Annotated in this window: 12 protein-coding genes; all 12 read left to right on the top strand. The window is 71.3% G+C overall.

Annotation, left to right across the window (positions count from 1 at the left end):
* Nucleotides 1-199: 199 nt before the first annotated feature.
* The gene (locus ACH4DZ_RS02450; protein WP_398285024.1) at nt 200-595 is read left to right on the top strand and encodes a hypothetical protein; all 396 of its coding nucleotides are present in this window, start codon (nt 200-202) and stop codon (nt 593-595) included.
* Nucleotides 595-2,952 (top strand): heavy metal translocating P-type ATPase, encoded by a 2,358-nt coding sequence (locus ACH4DZ_RS02445; RefSeq protein WP_398285023.1) that lies wholly within the window; start codon nt 595-597, stop codon nt 2,950-2,952. Before ACH4DZ_RS02450 ends, ACH4DZ_RS02445 begins: the two co-directional genes overlap by 1 nt.
* Nucleotides 2,949-3,470, top strand: a complete 522-nt coding sequence (locus tag ACH4DZ_RS02440) for a copper chaperone PCu(A)C (protein WP_398285022.1) — start codon at nt 2,949-2,951, stop codon at nt 3,468-3,470. The genes ACH4DZ_RS02445 and ACH4DZ_RS02440 overlap by 4 nt, the downstream gene beginning before the upstream one ends.
* 294 nt (nt 3,471-3,764) lie before the next feature.
* On the top strand, nt 3,765-4,517 hold the full coding sequence (locus tag ACH4DZ_RS02435) for an aspartyl/asparaginyl beta-hydroxylase domain-containing protein (RefSeq protein ID WP_398285021.1): 753 nt from the start codon (nt 3,765-3,767) through the stop codon (nt 4,515-4,517).
* The gene (locus ACH4DZ_RS02430) at nt 4,517-5,899 is read left to right on the top strand and encodes an MFS transporter (RefSeq protein WP_398285020.1); all 1,383 of its coding nucleotides are present in this window, start codon (nt 4,517-4,519) and stop codon (nt 5,897-5,899) included. Before ACH4DZ_RS02435 ends, ACH4DZ_RS02430 begins: the two co-directional genes overlap by 1 nt.
* Nucleotides 5,900-5,984: 85 nt before the next feature.
* The gene (locus ACH4DZ_RS02425; protein ID WP_398285019.1) at nt 5,985-6,875 is read left to right on the top strand and encodes a TauD/TfdA dioxygenase family protein; all 891 of its coding nucleotides are present in this window, start codon (nt 5,985-5,987) and stop codon (nt 6,873-6,875) included.
* The gene (locus ACH4DZ_RS02420; RefSeq protein ID WP_398285018.1) at nt 6,872-7,399 is read left to right on the top strand and encodes an FcoT family thioesterase; all 528 of its coding nucleotides are present in this window, start codon (nt 6,872-6,874) and stop codon (nt 7,397-7,399) included. Before ACH4DZ_RS02425 ends, ACH4DZ_RS02420 begins: the two co-directional genes overlap by 4 nt.
* A 62-nt stretch (nt 7,400-7,461) precedes the next feature.
* The gene (locus tag ACH4DZ_RS02415) at nt 7,462-9,072 is read left to right on the top strand and encodes a long-chain-fatty-acid--CoA ligase (RefSeq protein WP_398285017.1); all 1,611 of its coding nucleotides are present in this window, start codon (nt 7,462-7,464) and stop codon (nt 9,070-9,072) included.
* Nucleotides 9,073-9,109: 37 nt separating this feature from the next.
* A complete protein-coding gene (locus ACH4DZ_RS02410) occupies nt 9,110-9,367 on the top strand; it encodes a phosphopantetheine-binding protein (RefSeq protein ID WP_398285016.1) in 258 nt (85 codons plus the stop codon).
* The gene (locus tag ACH4DZ_RS02405; RefSeq protein WP_398285015.1) at nt 9,354-13,715 is read left to right on the top strand and encodes an amino acid adenylation domain-containing protein; all 4,362 of its coding nucleotides are present in this window, start codon (nt 9,354-9,356) and stop codon (nt 13,713-13,715) included. Before ACH4DZ_RS02410 ends, ACH4DZ_RS02405 begins: the two co-directional genes overlap by 14 nt.
* A gap of 103 nt (nt 13,716-13,818) precedes the next feature.
* Nucleotides 13,819-14,856, top strand: coding sequence for an ABC transporter substrate-binding protein (locus tag ACH4DZ_RS02400; RefSeq protein WP_398285014.1), 1,038 nt, complete (start codon nt 13,819-13,821; stop codon nt 14,854-14,856).
* 23 nt (nt 14,857-14,879) lie between these two features.
* Nucleotides 14,880-15,899 (top strand): FecCD family ABC transporter permease, encoded by a 1,020-nt coding sequence (locus ACH4DZ_RS02395; protein WP_398285013.1) that lies wholly within the window; start codon nt 14,880-14,882, stop codon nt 15,897-15,899.
* Nucleotides 15,900-15,956 lie beyond the last annotated feature (57 nt).

Below are 15,956 nucleotides of genomic sequence, written 5' to 3'. Positions count from 1 at the left end.
GGGCTGTGACCTTGCCCTCGCGGCTTCGGTGACCTCCGCCTCACCGGTCACGCACACCGGCGCGAGGGCCGGGCGGCGCGGCTGTGCGGTAGCCCCGGCGTGTCCCGCGAGCGCCGGGCGGCCTTCCGCTTCTGGAGCCACGCCCGAACGGCCGTCACTCGTGTGACGCGGGCCACGGGCGCACCGAGGAACCCGGCTCGTGGCCGCCCCGACTACTGAGGCGGTTCGGCGCGATCCCGGCGACGCCGTACGACGTGACCTGGAGACGCGGTTGATGGACGAGCCCCGGCAATCCCCCGCAAGCGGTGCGTTCGCGCTTCCGACGGCCGCGCTTCCGACGGCCGCGCTTCTGAGGAGAGTGGCGCCTCCGCCCGCCCTCTGCGGCTTCTTCCTGCTGCTGGCACTCGTCTTCACGGCCTCCTACGCCGCCGGAGTGTCCGCCGGACCCGTGGCACCCGGAATGCACGGCCCAGCCGGGACGGGCGGCAGCGGCACCGGCACGGACTCCGGCTCCGGAGGGGCCGACGACATGGGGGACAGCGGGGACAGCGGGGACATGGGCGGTATGGGTGACACACATGAGGGAGGCCGCTGATGGGCGCGGACCCGGTGACCACCCTGGTCACCACCGATCTGACCGTCGGCGGGATGACCTGCGCGGCCTGCGTGAACCGGGTGGAGAAGAAACTCGGCAAGCTGGAGGGGGTCACGGCGACCGTCAACCTGGCCACCGGACGGGCGCGCGTGATCCATCCGGCGGGCATCGGCCCCGGCGAACTCGTCGCGACCGTGGAGAAGGCCGGATACACCGCGGCCGTACCCGAACCGCCCAGGAGCGAGCAGCGGGAGACGACGGACGACGACGGTTCCGAGGACGCGAGGTCCGCGCGCGACCGGCTGATCGTCACGGCCCTGCTCGCACTGCCCGTACTCGTCCTGTCGATGGTGCCCGCACTCCAGTTCAGCAACTGGCAGTGGCTGTGCTTCGCCCTCACCGCGCCCGTCGCCGTATGGAGCTCCTGGCCCTTCCACACCCGCGCGGTACGAGGTCTGCGGCACTCCGCGGCGACGATGGACACCCTGGTGTCGCTGGGCGTGCTGGCCTCCTTCTCCTGGTCGGCGTACGCGCTCTTCCTCGGCGGAGCCGGCGATCCCGGGATGCGGATGCCGTTCACGCTCGTGCCCTCCGTCTCGGACGGCGTCGCGCACATCTACCTCGAAGCGGCGGTCGGCGTACCGCTGTTCGTACTGGCGGGCCGCTTCCTGGAGGCGAGGGCCCGGCGCGGCACCGGGGCGGCGCTGAGATCAATGGCCGGACTCGCCGCCAAGGAGGTGGCGGTCCGTGCGGACGGCGCCGAACGGCTCGTCCCCATCGCGGAGTTGCGGGCGGGTCAGGTCTTCGTGGTGCGGCCGGGGGAGCGGGTCGCCACCGACGGGAAGGTGACGGAGGGCAGTTCCGCGGTGGATCTGTCACTGGTCACCGGTGAGGCCGAGCCGATCGAGGTCGGGCCGGGTTCGGCCGTGGTCGGCGGCGCCGTCAACTCGGGTGGGCTGCTGCTCGTACGGGCCACGGCGGTCGGTGCGGACACGCAGCTCGCCCGTATCACCCGGCTGGTCACCGAGGCGCAGACCGGCAAGGCGCGCGCCCAGCGGCTCGCCGACACGGTGGCCGGTGTGTTCGTGCCCGTCGTGCTGGCACTGGCCGTGACCACCCTGGGGTTCTGGCTGGGCGCCGGTGCCGACGCGCAGGCGGCCGTCACCGCGTGCGTGGCCGTCCTGGTCGTGGCCTGCCCCTGCGCGCTGGGCCTCGCGACCCCGACCGCGCTGATGGCCGCGACCGGCCGGGGCGCCCAGCTCGGCGTCCTGGTCACCGGCCCGCAGGCCCTGGAGGGGCTGCGGCACGTCGACGTCGTGGTCCTGGACAAGACCGGCACGCTCACCTCCGGCCATATGAGCGTCGCCGCGGTCACCGCCGTATCGGACGGAATCGGCAGGGACGCGGTGTTGCGGCTGGCGGGGGCCGTGGAGCAGGGCTCGGAGCATCCGCTCGGCCGGGCGGTCACCGCGTACGCGCGGCGGGAGTCGGCCGCCGGTCGACAGCTGCCGGGAGCACCGGGAGGGCCGGGAGGGCCGGGAGGGCCGGGAGGGCCGGGAGGGCCGGGAGGGCCGGGAGTACTTGGGGTGTCCGGGGCGCCCGGGGTGAGCGAGTTCCGTGCTCTGCCGGGACGAGGGGTACGCGGCCGGGTCGAGGGGCGGCTGGTCGAAGTACTCGCCCCGGACGACGAGATGCCCGCCGCGCTCGCGGACGCGCTGTCGGTGGCCGAGGCAGCTGCCCACACGCCTGTCATGGTCCGGGTCGACGGCACGGTCGAAGCCCTGATCGCGATCGGCGACGTCGTACGGCCCGGGAGCTATCGGGCCGTCGAGCGGCTGCGCCACCTCGGAGTGCGACCCGTGCTCGCGACCGGCGACCGGGAGGCGCCCGCCAGGGCCGTCGCCTCCGCCCTGCGGATCGACGAGGTGCATGCCCGCCGCACCCCCGAGGACAAGGCCGACCTCGTACGGGACCTTCAGGAGCAGGGGTACCGGGTCGCGGTCGTCGGTGACGGGGTGAACGACGCCGCCGCGCTGGCCGGTGCCGACCTGGGCATCGCCATGGGCAGCGGCACCGACGTGGCCATCGGGGCCGCCGACGTGACGCTGGTGCGCGGCGACATCGAAGCCCTCGCGGACGCGGTCCTGCTCGCCCGGCGCACGCTGAGCACCATCCGCGCCAACCTCGTGTGGGCCTTCGGCTACAACGCCGTCACCGTGCCGCTCGCCATGGTCGGCCTGCTCAACCCGATGCTCGCCGCGGCGGCCATGTCGGCCAGCTCGGTGCTGGTCGTAGCCAACAGCCTGCGCCTGCGCGCCTGGCAGCCGTCGCCCGCGGCCCGGAGGAGTACCCGATGACCGACCAGGCCCTCTGGCGGCCGACGCGCCGCCGACTCACCGAAACCCTGCTCGCCGCGCTCGCGCCCGTCGCCGTGTCCGTCCTCGCCCTCGGTGGTCTGAGCGTCTGGACCGTCCTCGGCAACGCGGGCGGCCCGGCCCGGATCACGGTCACCGGCGGACGCCTGTTCCTGCCCACCGGTGACACCCCGGACACGGCGGCCTTCTTCCGCATCGCCAACACCGGAGGCTCGGCGGACCGGCTGCTCAAGGTGACGTCCACCGAGACCGACGCCGCCACCAGCCTCAGCCGCCACCGTATGACCGGCGCCCGCTCGGCCTCCGCGCGGACGGTGGCCTCGGTCCCGGTCCCGGCCGGCGACAGCATCTCCATGTCCCCGAAGAGCCTCGACGTGATCGTGCCGGCGAACCCGGACTGGCAGATCGGCGACCTCGTGACGTTCACCCTGCACTTCGAGCGCAGCGGGCCCGTGCGGAGCGTCGCGGTAGTGGACCGGCCGGGCCAGGGCGGGACGTGACCGCCGGACGAGGCCGTCATGACCGCCGGGTGGGGTGCGTTCAGCGGTTGCGCCGTCGGGACCGTCCGTTCACGGGTGGCACGGGCCCGCGCGATCCTCGTCCAACTTCTCGCCCAGGCGGAGCAAGGCAGAGCAATCGCGACTCCCGGCCATCACGGCCGGGCGAGAGTTCCCGTGAATTCCCGGGAACTCTCGCCCACCGGTGGCCGACTACTGAGGTGAAAGCGCAGACCCGTCCCGCCGACCACCGCGTGAGGTCGTCGGCGGGACGGGACGCGGGACATGGAGAACCGTGTGACACCAGAGATAGAGAACGCCTTCGCCGCGCTCAGAGCCGAGTTCGGAAAGGATTCGATCGACCGGGTCGAGCAGATGCTGGCGGCGGGCAGGGGGGAAAGGCATGCACTGCAGAAGGCGGCCAAGTGGGTCATGCCGGGAATCTCTCCCACTCCCTGGCACGATCCCCACGCCTACACGGAACTGGCCCCCCTCGTCCGTGAATTGGAGGCCAATCACCGGGCGATCAGGAAAGACCTCGTTTCCGCATGGGCCGCCCGCCGCGAGGCGTTCTCGGACTACGAGCACTACCTGACACGGCAGCGGAACTGGCAGGCGCTCCATCTGTTCCGCGGGGGCGGCCTCGTCGAGGAATCGGCCGGTATCGCCCCGACCGCATACCGGGTGCTGAAGGACTTCGCCGTGGACCCGGGCGTCCTGTGCCCTCTGCTGGAATGCCATTTCTCCACGCTGTTGCCCGGCGCCGTCATCGAACCCCATTGCGATCTGTGGAACTTCAGCATCAACCTGCATCTCGCCGTGGACATCCCCGACGGGTGCAGCATCACGGTCGCGGGAGAAACGCGCCGGTGGGAGGAGGGGAAGTGCCTGCTCTTCGACTACTCCTTCGAGCACGAGGCGCGCAACGAGGGCACCGCACCGCGGACCTGCCTGCTCATCGACCTCTGGCATCCGGAGACCACCGTCGCGGAACGCCGGGCACTGGAGACCCTCGTGACCGAGGTACGCCGGCTCATGCGGGCCGAGTGATGCGCAATCCGCTCGGGCTTCCGCTGGCAGTGCTGGCGCTGGGGCAGCTCGTCATCTCGCTCGACTACAACATCGTGTACGTCGCCCTGCCCGACATCGGCGCCGGGCTGGGCTTCTCCGACCACGACCTGCAGTGGGTGGTGAGCGCCTACGTCGTGGCGACGGGAGGTTTCCTGCTGCTGGGCGGCCGGGCCGCGGACCTCCTCGGCCGACGCCGGATGTTCGTCGTCGCGGCGCTGCTCTACGCGGGTTCGTCCCTGGTGGGCGGCCTGTCGCAGTCACCCGGCGTACTGGTCGCCGTCCGGGCGGTCCAGGGCGTCGGGGGCTCCTTGCTGTTCCCGGCGACACTGTCCCTGATCGGCACCCTGTACGAGGAGGGACGCGACCGGAACCGCGCCTTGGCGGTCTGGGGCGCCGCGGGAGCCGGCGGGCTGTGCTTCGGATCCCTGCTCGGCGGGGTGCTGGTGGAGACGTTCGGCTGGCCGTCGGTGTTCTACGTCAACGTGCCCGTGGCGGGAGCGCTCGCGGTGGCCGGCCGGCTGCTCTTCCCCGCCGACGGACCGCGGGACCGCTCGCGGAACTTCGACGTGGCGGGTGCGCTGACCGCGACCGGCGGTAGCACCCTCCTGGTGTTCGTGCTGGTGCGGGCGCCCGCCGAGGGCTGGGCGACTCCCACGGTCCTCGTGAGTGCCGTGCTCTCCCTCGGACTGCTGACGCTCTTCGGCCTGGTGGAGCGCCGCTCCCGCGATCCGCTCGTACCGGCAAGGCTGCTCGGCCACCGAGGTCTGCTCACCGCCATGGGGGTCGCCGCCCTCTTCGGCGCCACCTTCAGTTCGGTCCCGTACTTCCTGACCCTCTACTTCCGGACCGTCCAGGGGTACGGCGCTGCCGCCACCGGGCTCGCGTTCCTCGTGCCCGCCCTGGTGGTCGCCGTCGGTACGCGGGCCGGCGAGCGTGCCGTGTCCGTCTTCGGGGTACGCCGCACGCTGGTGGGCGGGACGGCGCTGGGCGCCGCCGGAGCCGCGGCACTGGCTCCGGCGCTGACCTCGGACGGCTCGTATCCCGCGCTGCTGCCGGGGATCGTCCTGCTGTGCCTCGGCCAGGGAGCCGCCTGGACGGGGATGTGGATCGCCGCGTCCGCCGGGGTCGCCCCCGGTGACCAGGGCGTCGCCTCCGGAATGGCGTCGACCGCCTTGCAGGTCGGCGGTGCCGTGGGCCTCGCCGTACTGGTCGCGGTGGCCGGCGGCGTCGGGCAGAACGCCTCCGGCCCCGCCCTCCTCGACGGCGTCCGTACCGCCGTCCTCGTCATCGCGGCAGGCATCGGCTGCGGCGCCCTCGCGCTGTTCGCCCGCCCCCGGACGACGGACATCACCACGTCCTGAGCACCGCCCACGAGCAGCACGAACATCGCCGGCAGTACGCGCAGTCGGCCGGCATTCCGGCCGATCTCCCGAGAAAGGCAACTCCATGCAGATCGAAGACCAGCCCGGCGACGCGATCGGCGTGATCGTCGAGGGATTCGACCACGCCGACGCCTCCGACGCGGACATCGACGTCCTCAAGAACGCCGTCTACACGAAGAAGATCGCCGTCCTGAAGGGGCAGGACCTCTCTCCCCAGGAGTTCCTGGCACTCGGCAGGCGACTGGGCCGCCCGGAGACCTACTACGAGCCCATGTACCACCACCCGGAGGTCACGGAGATATTCGTCTCCTCCAACGTTGTGGAGAACGGACAGCAGATAGGCGTACCGAGGACCGGCAAGTTCTGGCACGCCGACTACCAGTTCATGCCGGACCCCTTCGGAATCACCTTGATATACCCCCAGGTGATTCCGGCGAAGAACCGGGGCACGTACTTCATCGACATGGGCCGGGCCTACGACGGACTGCCCGATTCCCTCAAGAAGGAGATCGACGGAACGTACTGCCGGCACTCCGTGCGCAAGTACTTCAAAATCCGGCCCCATGACGTCTACCGGCCGCTCTCCGAGATCATCGAGGAGGTCGAGCGGAAGACTCCGGCCGTCACGCAGCCGACCACCTTCCCTCATCCCATGACCGGCGAGACCGTTCTCTATCTCAGTGAGGGATTCACCGTCGGCATCGAGGACCGGGCCGGGAAGCCGCTCGACGAGGAACTGCTCAAGCGCCTGTTCGAGGCCACCGGCCAGCTCGACGAGACCTTCGAGCACGACAACATCCACCTGCAGAATTTCGAGCGGGGCGACCTGCTGGTCTGGGACAACCGCAGCCTCATCCACCGCGCCCGGCATACGACCACGCCCGAGCCGACCGTCTCCTTCCGCGTCACCGTGCACGACGAACGCAAACTCCACGACGGAATCGGGGCGGCATGACAGCCCTCCTCGCCGCCGGGCACCCCACGGACGAGCACCTGTTGGCGCGGGTGCTCACGCCCTACAAGGACCACTGCAAGTACCTGCGTTCGGCCGTCGTCGTGTCCGAGAGCGCCGGACAGGCGTCCGTCCGCTGCGAGTTCGCGATACCGCAGTCGTGCTACATCGACGACACAGGGCATCTGAATTCCGTCGAGGTGAACATCTGCTACAACCAGATGATGTATTACCTCGTCGCCAAGTCCGTGAAAGAGGGGCTGCTGACGGGGTTCGAGTCCTGGACGCTGGACGACTTCTGGAAGCATCAGCTCCCCGACATCCTCATCGCCCGGTTCGCCGCGAACTTCCGGCGTCCCGTCGACCCCCGTTCCTTTTCCGGGGAGATGGAATTCCGGTCCGTCACCCGGCGCGCCCTGGGCTCAGGCGCTCCCTTCCTGCACGCGGAGACCGTGTACCGCTACTGGGACGCCGCATCGGGCCGGTGCGACGGCAAGGCGGTCCTGGCGTTCGTCAACGTCCTCTGACACGGCACGCGGACACCCCTGGGGCCACCCGCGGCTGCCCCCTGACACGAGACGAGGGTTCCATGACCACGGACAGACTCCACCATCCACAGCTCCGGACGCTCGTCCGGACGACGAGCTTCCACGCGGAGCACCGGCCCACCGCCCCCGCCGTGCTCTGCGAGGGCCGCACGCTGACGTACGGGCAACTGCACAGCGAGAGCGATCGCGTCGCCCATGCCCTGCGGGCCGCCGGACTCGGACCGGGCGACCGGGTCGCCTACCTCGGCAAGGAGTCGGAGCACTACTACGAGGTGCTGTTCGGGTGCGCCAAGAGCGGCACCGTCCTCGTGCCCGTCAACTGGCGGCTCGCCCCGCCCGAGGTCAGCCACATCCTTCAGGACTCGGGCGCCCGACTGCTGTTCCTGGAGGCCGAGTTCGGGCCCGTCGTCGAGCGGATGCCGACCGCGCCGCCCGAGACGATCGTCGCGTTGGACGCCACCTTCTCCGCATGGAAGGCGTCCCGCCAGGACACCGACCTGACTGACGACCCCGCCAGCACCCCGGACATTCGCCCGGACATCGGCCCGGCGCCGCACGTCACCCCCGACACCCCGGTCGTCCAGCTCTACACCAGCGGCACCACCGGACTGCCCAAGGGGGTCGTCCTCGCCCACCGCAGTTTCTTCGCGATCCGGGACGCCCTGGCGAGCGAGGGGCTGGACTGGATCGACTGGCGTACCGGCGACATCGCACTGATCGGCATCCCCGGATTCCACGTCGGCGGGCTGTGGTGGGCCACCCAGAACTTCAACGCGGGGACGACCGTGGTCGCGATGCGCGCCTTCGGCGCCCGTGAAGCTGTCGACCTCATCCGGGACCTCGGCATCACCACCGCGTGCGTCGTGCCCGCCATGCTCCGCATGATGCTCGGCGAACCCGGCGTGAGCGCACGGGACTTCACCACCCTGCGCAAGGTCGTCTACGGCGGCTCCCCGGTCTCCGAAGCACTTTTGGAGGAGAGCCTCACCGTCCTGGACTGCGAGTTCGCCCAGATCTACGGCCTCACCGAGACCGGCAACACCGCGGTCTGCCTGCCACCGGCCGCCCATGTCCCCGGCGGTTCCCTCATGCAGGCGGCCGGACGGCCCTATCCGGGCGTGCGCGGCAAAGTGATCGACGGCGAGGGCCGCGAGCTGCCGCCGGGCGCGGTCGGAGAGGTCTGCCTGGCCACCCCCGCGCACATGGTCGGGTACTGGGGACTGCCCGAGAAGACCGCGGAGGTCCTGGTCGACGGCTGGATCCACACCGGGGACGCCGGATACATCGACGAGGACGGATACGTCGTCATCCGGGACCGCATCAAGGACGCCATCCTCGTCGCCGGCGAGAACGTCTACCCCGCCGAGATCGAGAACGTCCTGGAAGGCCACCCCGGCGTCGCCGAGGCCGTCGTCGTCGGCGCCCCCGACGCACGCTGGGGCGAGTACGTGCACGCCTTCGTCGTCCCCGCCCCCGAGCAGCGGCCCACACCCCGGGACCTGCACACCTTCCTCGTCCCGCAGCTGGCGGGTTTCAAGCTGCCGGCCCGCTACGAGCTGATCGACAGCGTCCCGCGCAACCCCAGCGGCAAGATCCTGCGCCGGGAACTGCGCGACCGCTTCTGGAGCACCTCCGCCCGCAAGGTCAACTGACCGCGGCCCAGCCCGACGCGCCGACGAGAGAGACCACATGCCTGCTCCCCTCACCCTGGACGGTTTCCGCGCGGACCTGGCGGAGTTCCTGTACCAGCGGCCCGACGAAATCGACCTCGAAGAGAGCCCCCTCCTGGCCGGCCTTGACTCCCTGCGCATCGTCACCCTCATCGAACGCTGGCGCGAGACCGGCGTGGACGTGAACTTCGTCGAACTCGCCGAGTGCACCTCGTTCGCCCAGTGGTGGCACCTGCTCTCCACCCGGCAGGAGGGAGCGGACCGTGCCGACGTATGACGACGGTACGGCGGGCCGCCACGCCCTGCTCGGCGCCCAGGAGGCCATCTGGACCGGCCAGCAACTGGACGCGGACAGCCCCGCGTACAACACGGCCGAGTACGTGCACATTGCCGGACCGGTGGACCCGGCGGTCTTCGACTCCGCCCTGCACCAGGTCGTCGCGGAGACCCCCGCCCTGAACGTCTCCTTCGTGGCCGACGCGGACGGCCGGCCCTGGCAGAGGGGAACGCCGGCCTGGGACTGGCGCCTGCACACCGCCGACCTCACCGCCGAGCCCGAACCGTACGCGGCCGCCCTGGCCTGGATCGACACGGACATGACCCACCCCGTCGACCTGACACAGGGTCCGCTCTTCGGCCATGCCCTGCTGCGCGTCGCACCGGAGGAACACCTCTGGTACCACCGAGTGCACCACATCGCCCTCGACGGCTTCGGCCTGGCGCTGGTCGCCCGCCGGGTCGCGCAGGTCTACACAGCCCTGACGAAGGGTGAGCCGACGGGGGACAGCGGCTTCGGCACCCTGGCCTCCGTACAGGACGAGGAACGTGCCTACCGGGAGTCGCCCCGCTTCGCCGAGGACCGCGCCTACTGGACGGGCCGGTTCGCGGACCGCCCGCCGGTGGCCACCCCGGCCGGCCGTACGGCCCTGCCCGCACGCACCTTCCACCGCCGGGTGGCCGACCTCGGCGCGGCCCGGACGAAGGCCCTGCGTACGCTCGCCCGGGACCTGGGAGTCACCTGGTCGGAGATCCTGCTGGCTGTGACGGCGGCACGGCTGCACCGCGCGACGGGCGCACCGGAGATCGTCCTCAGCCTGCCCACGATGGGCCGACTCGGCTCCGTCGCCCTGCGCGTGCCCTGCATGGTCCGCAACATCCTGCCCCTGCGCGTCGCCGTCTCCGCGTCGGACAGCGTGCGTGACCTGGCTCTGCGGATCTCCGCCGAACTGCGTGCTGGCCTGCCGCACCAGCGCTACCGCTACGAGCGACTGCGGCGCGACCTCAAGCTCGTCGGCGGACAGCGCCGGCTGTCCGGGCCGGGCGTCAACATCATGCCCTTCGCGTACGACCTGCGTTTCGCCGGACACCCCAGCACCGTCCACAACGTCTCCGCGGGTCCGGTCGACGATCTCTCCGTGAACGTGTACGACCGCGCCGAGGGCGGGGGGCTGCGCATCGCGGTGGACGCCAACCCCGACCTCTACGACGAGGCGGACGTCGTCATCTTCCAGAAGGAACTGCTCCTGCTGCTCGACCAGGCGCTCGCCGCTCCCCACGGGGCACTCGGCGGCCCGCGTGCCCGTGCGGACATCCAGGTCCTGGACGGAGGTCCGCTGCCCTGCCCCGCCCGCCCCGTCCTCGACCTGATCGCCGAACACGCCTCCCTGCACGGCGGATCCATCGCCGTCGAGCACGCCGGGCGAGCCGTCACCTACGCGCGACTGCTCGACTCGGCAAGGGAGACGGCACGCCGGCTGACCGCCCGGGGGATCGTCCGTGGCGATCTGGTGGCCGTTGTCCTGCCGCGCGGCATCGAGGCCGTCACCACCGTCCTCGGTGTCCTGCTGTCGGGAGCCGCCTACTGCCCGCTCGACCCGATCGCGACTCCGGCCCGCAGAGCGGAACTGCTGCATGACGCACGCCCCGCCCTCGTCCTGACCACCGAACCGGTGCCGGAGGAGCCGCACCACGAGCCCGACGCCAGGCAGCCTCCGGCACCCGCGCCGGACGACCTCGCCTACGTCCTCCACACCTCGGGCTCCACCGGGCGTCCCAAGGGCGTGGAGATCGGCCACCGCGCCCTCGCGCACTTCGTCGCCGGCGCCACCCACCGCTACGGCCTCCACCGGGAGGACCGCGTCCTGCAGTTCGCCCCCCTGCACTTCGACACGAGTGTCGAGGAGGTCTTCCTCACCCTGTGCCGGGGCGCCACGCTCGTCGTCCGCGACGACGACATGACCGACTCGATCCCCGGCTTCCTGGATGCCTGCGTACGGCTGCGGATCAGCTTCCTCGACCTGCCCACCGCCTACTGGCACGAACTGGCCCACGCGCTCTCGACCGGCTCCGCCGACGCCCCGGCCCTGCCCGCCGGGATACGTACCGTCGTGATCGGCGGGGAGGCCGCCCTCCCCGAACGGGTCGACCGCTGGCGCGAGGCGGTCGGCAGCTCGGTGCGACTGCTGAACACCTACGGGCCGACCGAGGCGACCGTGGTCGCCACCGTCGCCGACCTGCACGGCGCATCCCGCACCGCGGGAGAGGTCCCCATCGGACTGCCGCTCCCCGGCACCCGCGCCGCCGTCGTCGACGGTGAACTCCACCTCCTGGGCGACAACCTGGCGCTCGGCTACCGGGGAGCCCGGTCACCGGACGCGTCCCGCTTCGCCCCACTCGACCGACTCCCCGGAGCGCCCCGCGCCTACCGCACCGGCGACCTGGTACGTCTCGGCGACGACGGTCAGCTGCGGTATCTGGGCCGGTCGGACGCCGAGTTCAAGATCAGCGGTCACCGCGTGCACCCCGCCGAAGTGGAGAACGCGCTCCTCGCCCACCCGGCGGTCCGCGACACCGCCGTGGTCGGACAGGTGCTGGAGGACGGGACACGGCGCCTGATCGCGTTCGTCGTCCCGGACGGTCCGCCACCGGCGACGACCCTGCTCAGGGACCACCTCCGGGCGACACTCCCGGCCGCGATGATCCCTTCGGCCGTCGAGTTCCTGGACCACGTGCCTCGTACCGGCGCAGGAAAGACCGACAGGGACGCGCTGGTGCGGAAGGCGTCCCGCCCCGGCGCGCAGGCGGGCCCGTCCGAGGGCCCATCGATCGTGTACGAGGGCGCGTCCGGCGACCCGTTGGAGCGGACCGTCGCCGCCGTCTGGCAGCGGGCGCTCGGCATCACCACCCTCTCCGCGCGGGACGACGTGTTCGACCTGGGCGCCCAGTCCCTCCAGGCCATCCAGGTCGCCAACCGGCTCGGTACCGCACTGCACCGGGAGGTGAAGGTCGCCTGGCTCTTCCAGCACCCGACCCCCGCCGGGCTGGCGGGCTTCCTGGAACGGCAGGCACGGGCACAACAGCCGTCCATCGCTGCCGGGCTTCCGGCCACCCTGCTCACGGACACCGTCCTCGACCCGGACATCCGGCCCCGGCCCGGCGACGGATCCCGGGCGGGACACACGCCCGACAGGATCCTCCTCACCGGCGCCACCGGCTTCGTCGGCGTACACCTGCTGGCCGAACTCCTTACGGGCGCGAGTGCGGACGCGAGTACGGACGCGAGTACGGATGTGGGTCCCGAGGTGGGTCCGGAGGTGGTCTGTACCGTCCGGGCCCAGAGCGCCGCGGAGGCCGCCGCCCGTGTCCAGGAAGCACTGAAGGCCCACCGGATCCACCTGCCGGACCCGGCGCTGCGGCGCATCACCGCCATCCCCGCGGATCTCTCCCGCCCCCGACTGGGCCTCGACGAACGGCACTTCGCGGAACTGGGGCGTACCTGCCGGGCGATCTTCCACAACGCGGCGACCGTCAGCATCCTGCGCGAGTACGCCACTCTCCGCGCCGCCAACACCGAGTCGACCAGGGACCTCCTGCGCATGGCGGCAGCGCATGCGACCCCTCTGCACTATGTGTCGACCCTGTCGGTCGCCCCGTCGCTCGCGCTCAGCCGCGAGACACCGGAAGCCTTCCTCCCGCCCCACTCCGGACTCCGGTCCGGCTACCAGCAGTCGAAGTGGGCGGCCGAGCGCCTGCTGGAACAGGCCGCGGAGAGGGGCCTGCCCGTCACCGTGCACCGGCTCGGGCGGGTCGTCGGCCCGTACACCACCGGTTACGTGAACGAGCGGGACTTCCTGTGGAGCGTGCTGCGCGCGGGAGTGCCCGCGGGCATCGTCCCCGACCTGTTCGAGGAGGAGACCTGGACACCGGTCGACCACGTGGCCAGGGCCCTCGTCCACCTCAGCCTCGTACACCGCCCTCCGAACGCCACCGTCTTCCACCACGCGGCCACCGACCCGGTGCGCCTGAGCGACCTCTACGACTGGCTGGGGGAGTACGGCTACCGGCTGCGCCGCATGACGACGGCCCGGTGGCGGACCGAACTGGCGCGCTCTTCGGACACTTCAGGCGGTTCGGCCTCGGCGGCGGCGACCACGCTCGCCTTCTTCGACTCCCTGGACACAGGGCCCGCCGGACCGGACCTCCGTCTGGGCCGCATCCGCTCGGACAACGTGCAGAACGGTCTGCGGGGCAGTGGCATCACCTGCCCGCCCGTCGACCGGGACCTCGTCTTCCGCTACCTCGACCACTGCGTCGCCGGCGGAATGCTGCCCCCACCTGCGAAGTAGGCACCGGTCTTCGGGAACTCAGGAGTTCCCTCCTCCGACTACTGCAACAGAGCCGCTCGCCGGCGAATGACCCGCGTATCACCCATGTAGCAAGGAGCCCCGCATGTCGAAGAAACGGCCGGTCGCCGTCGCCCTGGCCGGCGCCCTCTGTCTGGTCACGACGGCCTGTGCCGACGCGACCGACAAGACCGGCGCTGCGGGCGAGGCCTCAGCCGCCGCGGCGGAGTCGGGCTACCCGGTGACCCTCGAAAACTGCGGGGCGACCCAGAAGTTCGCCGAGGCACCCAGCCGGGTCGTCGTCATGAACGGCGCCTCGGTGGCGGAGGTCTCCACCCTGCTCGCCCTCGACCTCGGCGACAGCATCGTCGCCAACCAGCAGAGCTACGGGATGTCCGAGGTCGACGGCCGGGCCCAGGCCGTCAAGGGCCTCCCCGACGGAGGCGTCAAGCTCAACGACGCCTACGACGTCCCGCGCGAGGCGATGATCGGCCTGCGCCCCGACCTGGTGCTGTCCACGACCGCCTACGGCTTCGACGAGAAGAACGGCTTCGCCACCCGCGAGCAGCTCAAGGACGTGGGGGCCAACACCTACGTCTCCCCGCAGGGCTGCGACCAGGACACCTCGAAGATGACGATCGCGGACAGCTACACCCTCCTGCGGGACATGGGCAGGGTCTTCGACCGCAGCGACCGGGCCGAGCAGCTGATCACCGCGTCCGAGAAGAACATCGCGGCCGTCTCCGCCAAGGTGAAGGGCGAGAAACAGCCCAAGGTCATGGTCCTCTTCTCCAACATGGCCATGGGCGGGAACGACTTCAGCTCGGTCGTCGCCAAGGGCATCTACAACGACATCCTGGCCAAGGCGGGCGGCGCCAACGCCTTCGAGTCGGCGTCCAGGACCTCCTTCGCCGACCTGAGCAAGGAGAAGGTGGCCGCCACCGACGTCGACGCGCTCGTCGTCATCGGCTACAACGACCCGAACCCGGCGGCCTACGCCAGGAAACTGCTGAAGGAGTTCCCCCAGTGGCCGGCCGCGAAGAACAACAAGTACGTGGCCCTGTCGGACTCGATGTACCTCGGCCCGAGCAACGACCTGGCCGTAGCGAAGATCGCCGGGATGCTGCACCCCGACAGGTTCTGAAGTCCCTCCCCGACCGTGTGCGGTTGTCGCTCGCGACCGCCGGACTGCTGGTGCTCCTCGTCGCCGTCATGGTGGTGGCGGTGAGCATCGGCGCGGTGACCGTCCCGCTGGCCGACGTCTGGTCGGTCCTCCTGCACCACGTCACCGGCCGCGGAGCGACCGGCGACCCGGCGCTGGACCAGATCGTGTGGACCTTCAGAGCACCCCGCGTCGCCCTGGCGGCCCTGGTCGGCGCGGGACTCGCCGTCGCCGGCGCGGTCCTCCAGACCCTGGTCTCCAACCCGCTCGCCGACCCCGTCGTCCTGGGCTTCTCGTACGGGGCCTCGCTGGGCGCCGTACTGGTCATCACCCTCGGCGGCGCCGCCCTCGGCGGACTCGGCGGACTGGGTGTGTCCGGCGCGGCGTTCGTCGGCGCCCTGGCGGCAGGGGCCCTGGTCTTCGCGCTCGGGCAGCGACGGGGCCGACTCGCCCCCACCCGGCTCGTACTGGCCGGGGTCGCGGTCGGATACGTCCTCCTGTCGATGACCAGCTTCGTCCAGCTGATGGCGACACCCACCGAACTGCGCACCGTGATGTTCTGGATGCTCGGCAGCGTCGCGGGGGCCCAGTGGGACCAACTGCCCACCGTCACGGTGGTGGTCTTGTCGAGCACCGTCCTGCTCACCCTGTTCGGGCGGCGGCTCAACGCCCTGCTGGCCGGTGACGAGTCCGCCACCGCTCTCGGCGTCGACGTCAACCGGTTGCGCGCCGTCCTGCTGGTGATCAGCGCACTGCTCACGGGCACCGTCATCGCGGTTGCGGGCGGCGTCGGCTTCGTCGGCCTGATGATCCCTCACCTGGTCCGGCTCACGACGGGGGCCGACCACCGCAGACTGCTGCCCCTGACCGCGCTGCTCGGCGCCGTCTACCTCGTGGCCGTCGACCTGCTCTCCCGCACCCTCACCCGGCCCAACGAACTGCCGCTCGGCATCCTCACGGCCCTGCTCGGCGCTCCGTTCTTCCTGTGGCTGCTGCGCCGCGACAGGGGCCTGGACACGGCATGAACGGACACCGAGGGACACCGACGGGCAACGACAGACGCCGACGGACACCGGCGGGCA

The organism is Streptomyces sp. NPDC017991 (assembly GCF_044328075.1).
In the GTDB taxonomy this organism is placed as follows: Bacteria; Actinomycetota; Actinomycetes; order Streptomycetales; family Streptomycetaceae; genus Streptomyces.
The sequence above is the reverse complement of the archived record's forward strand: the minus strand, read 5'-3'. Positions and strand labels throughout refer to the sequence as shown.

Coding starts and splice junctions, on each gene's coding strand:
- ACH4DZ_RS02415 (WP_398285017.1), top strand. CDS start 7,462: ATGACCACGGACAGACTCCACCATCCACAGCTCCGGACGCTCGTCCGG.
- ACH4DZ_RS02400 (WP_398285014.1), top strand. CDS start 13,819: ATGTCGAAGAAACGGCCGGTCGCCGTCGCCCTGGCCGGCGCCCTCTGT.
- ACH4DZ_RS02445 (WP_398285023.1), top strand. CDS start 595: ATGGGCGCGGACCCGGTGACCACCCTGGTCACCACCGATCTGACCGTC.
- ACH4DZ_RS02430 (WP_398285020.1), top strand. CDS start 4,517: ATGCGCAATCCGCTCGGGCTTCCGCTGGCAGTGCTGGCGCTGGGGCAG.
- ACH4DZ_RS02440 (WP_398285022.1), top strand. CDS start 2,949: ATGACCGACCAGGCCCTCTGGCGGCCGACGCGCCGCCGACTCACCGAA.
- ACH4DZ_RS02425 (WP_398285019.1), top strand. CDS start 5,985: ATGCAGATCGAAGACCAGCCCGGCGACGCGATCGGCGTGATCGTCGAG.
- ACH4DZ_RS02420 (WP_398285018.1), top strand. CDS start 6,872: ATGACAGCCCTCCTCGCCGCCGGGCACCCCACGGACGAGCACCTGTTG.
- ACH4DZ_RS02410 (WP_398285016.1), top strand. CDS start 9,110: ATGCCTGCTCCCCTCACCCTGGACGGTTTCCGCGCGGACCTGGCGGAG.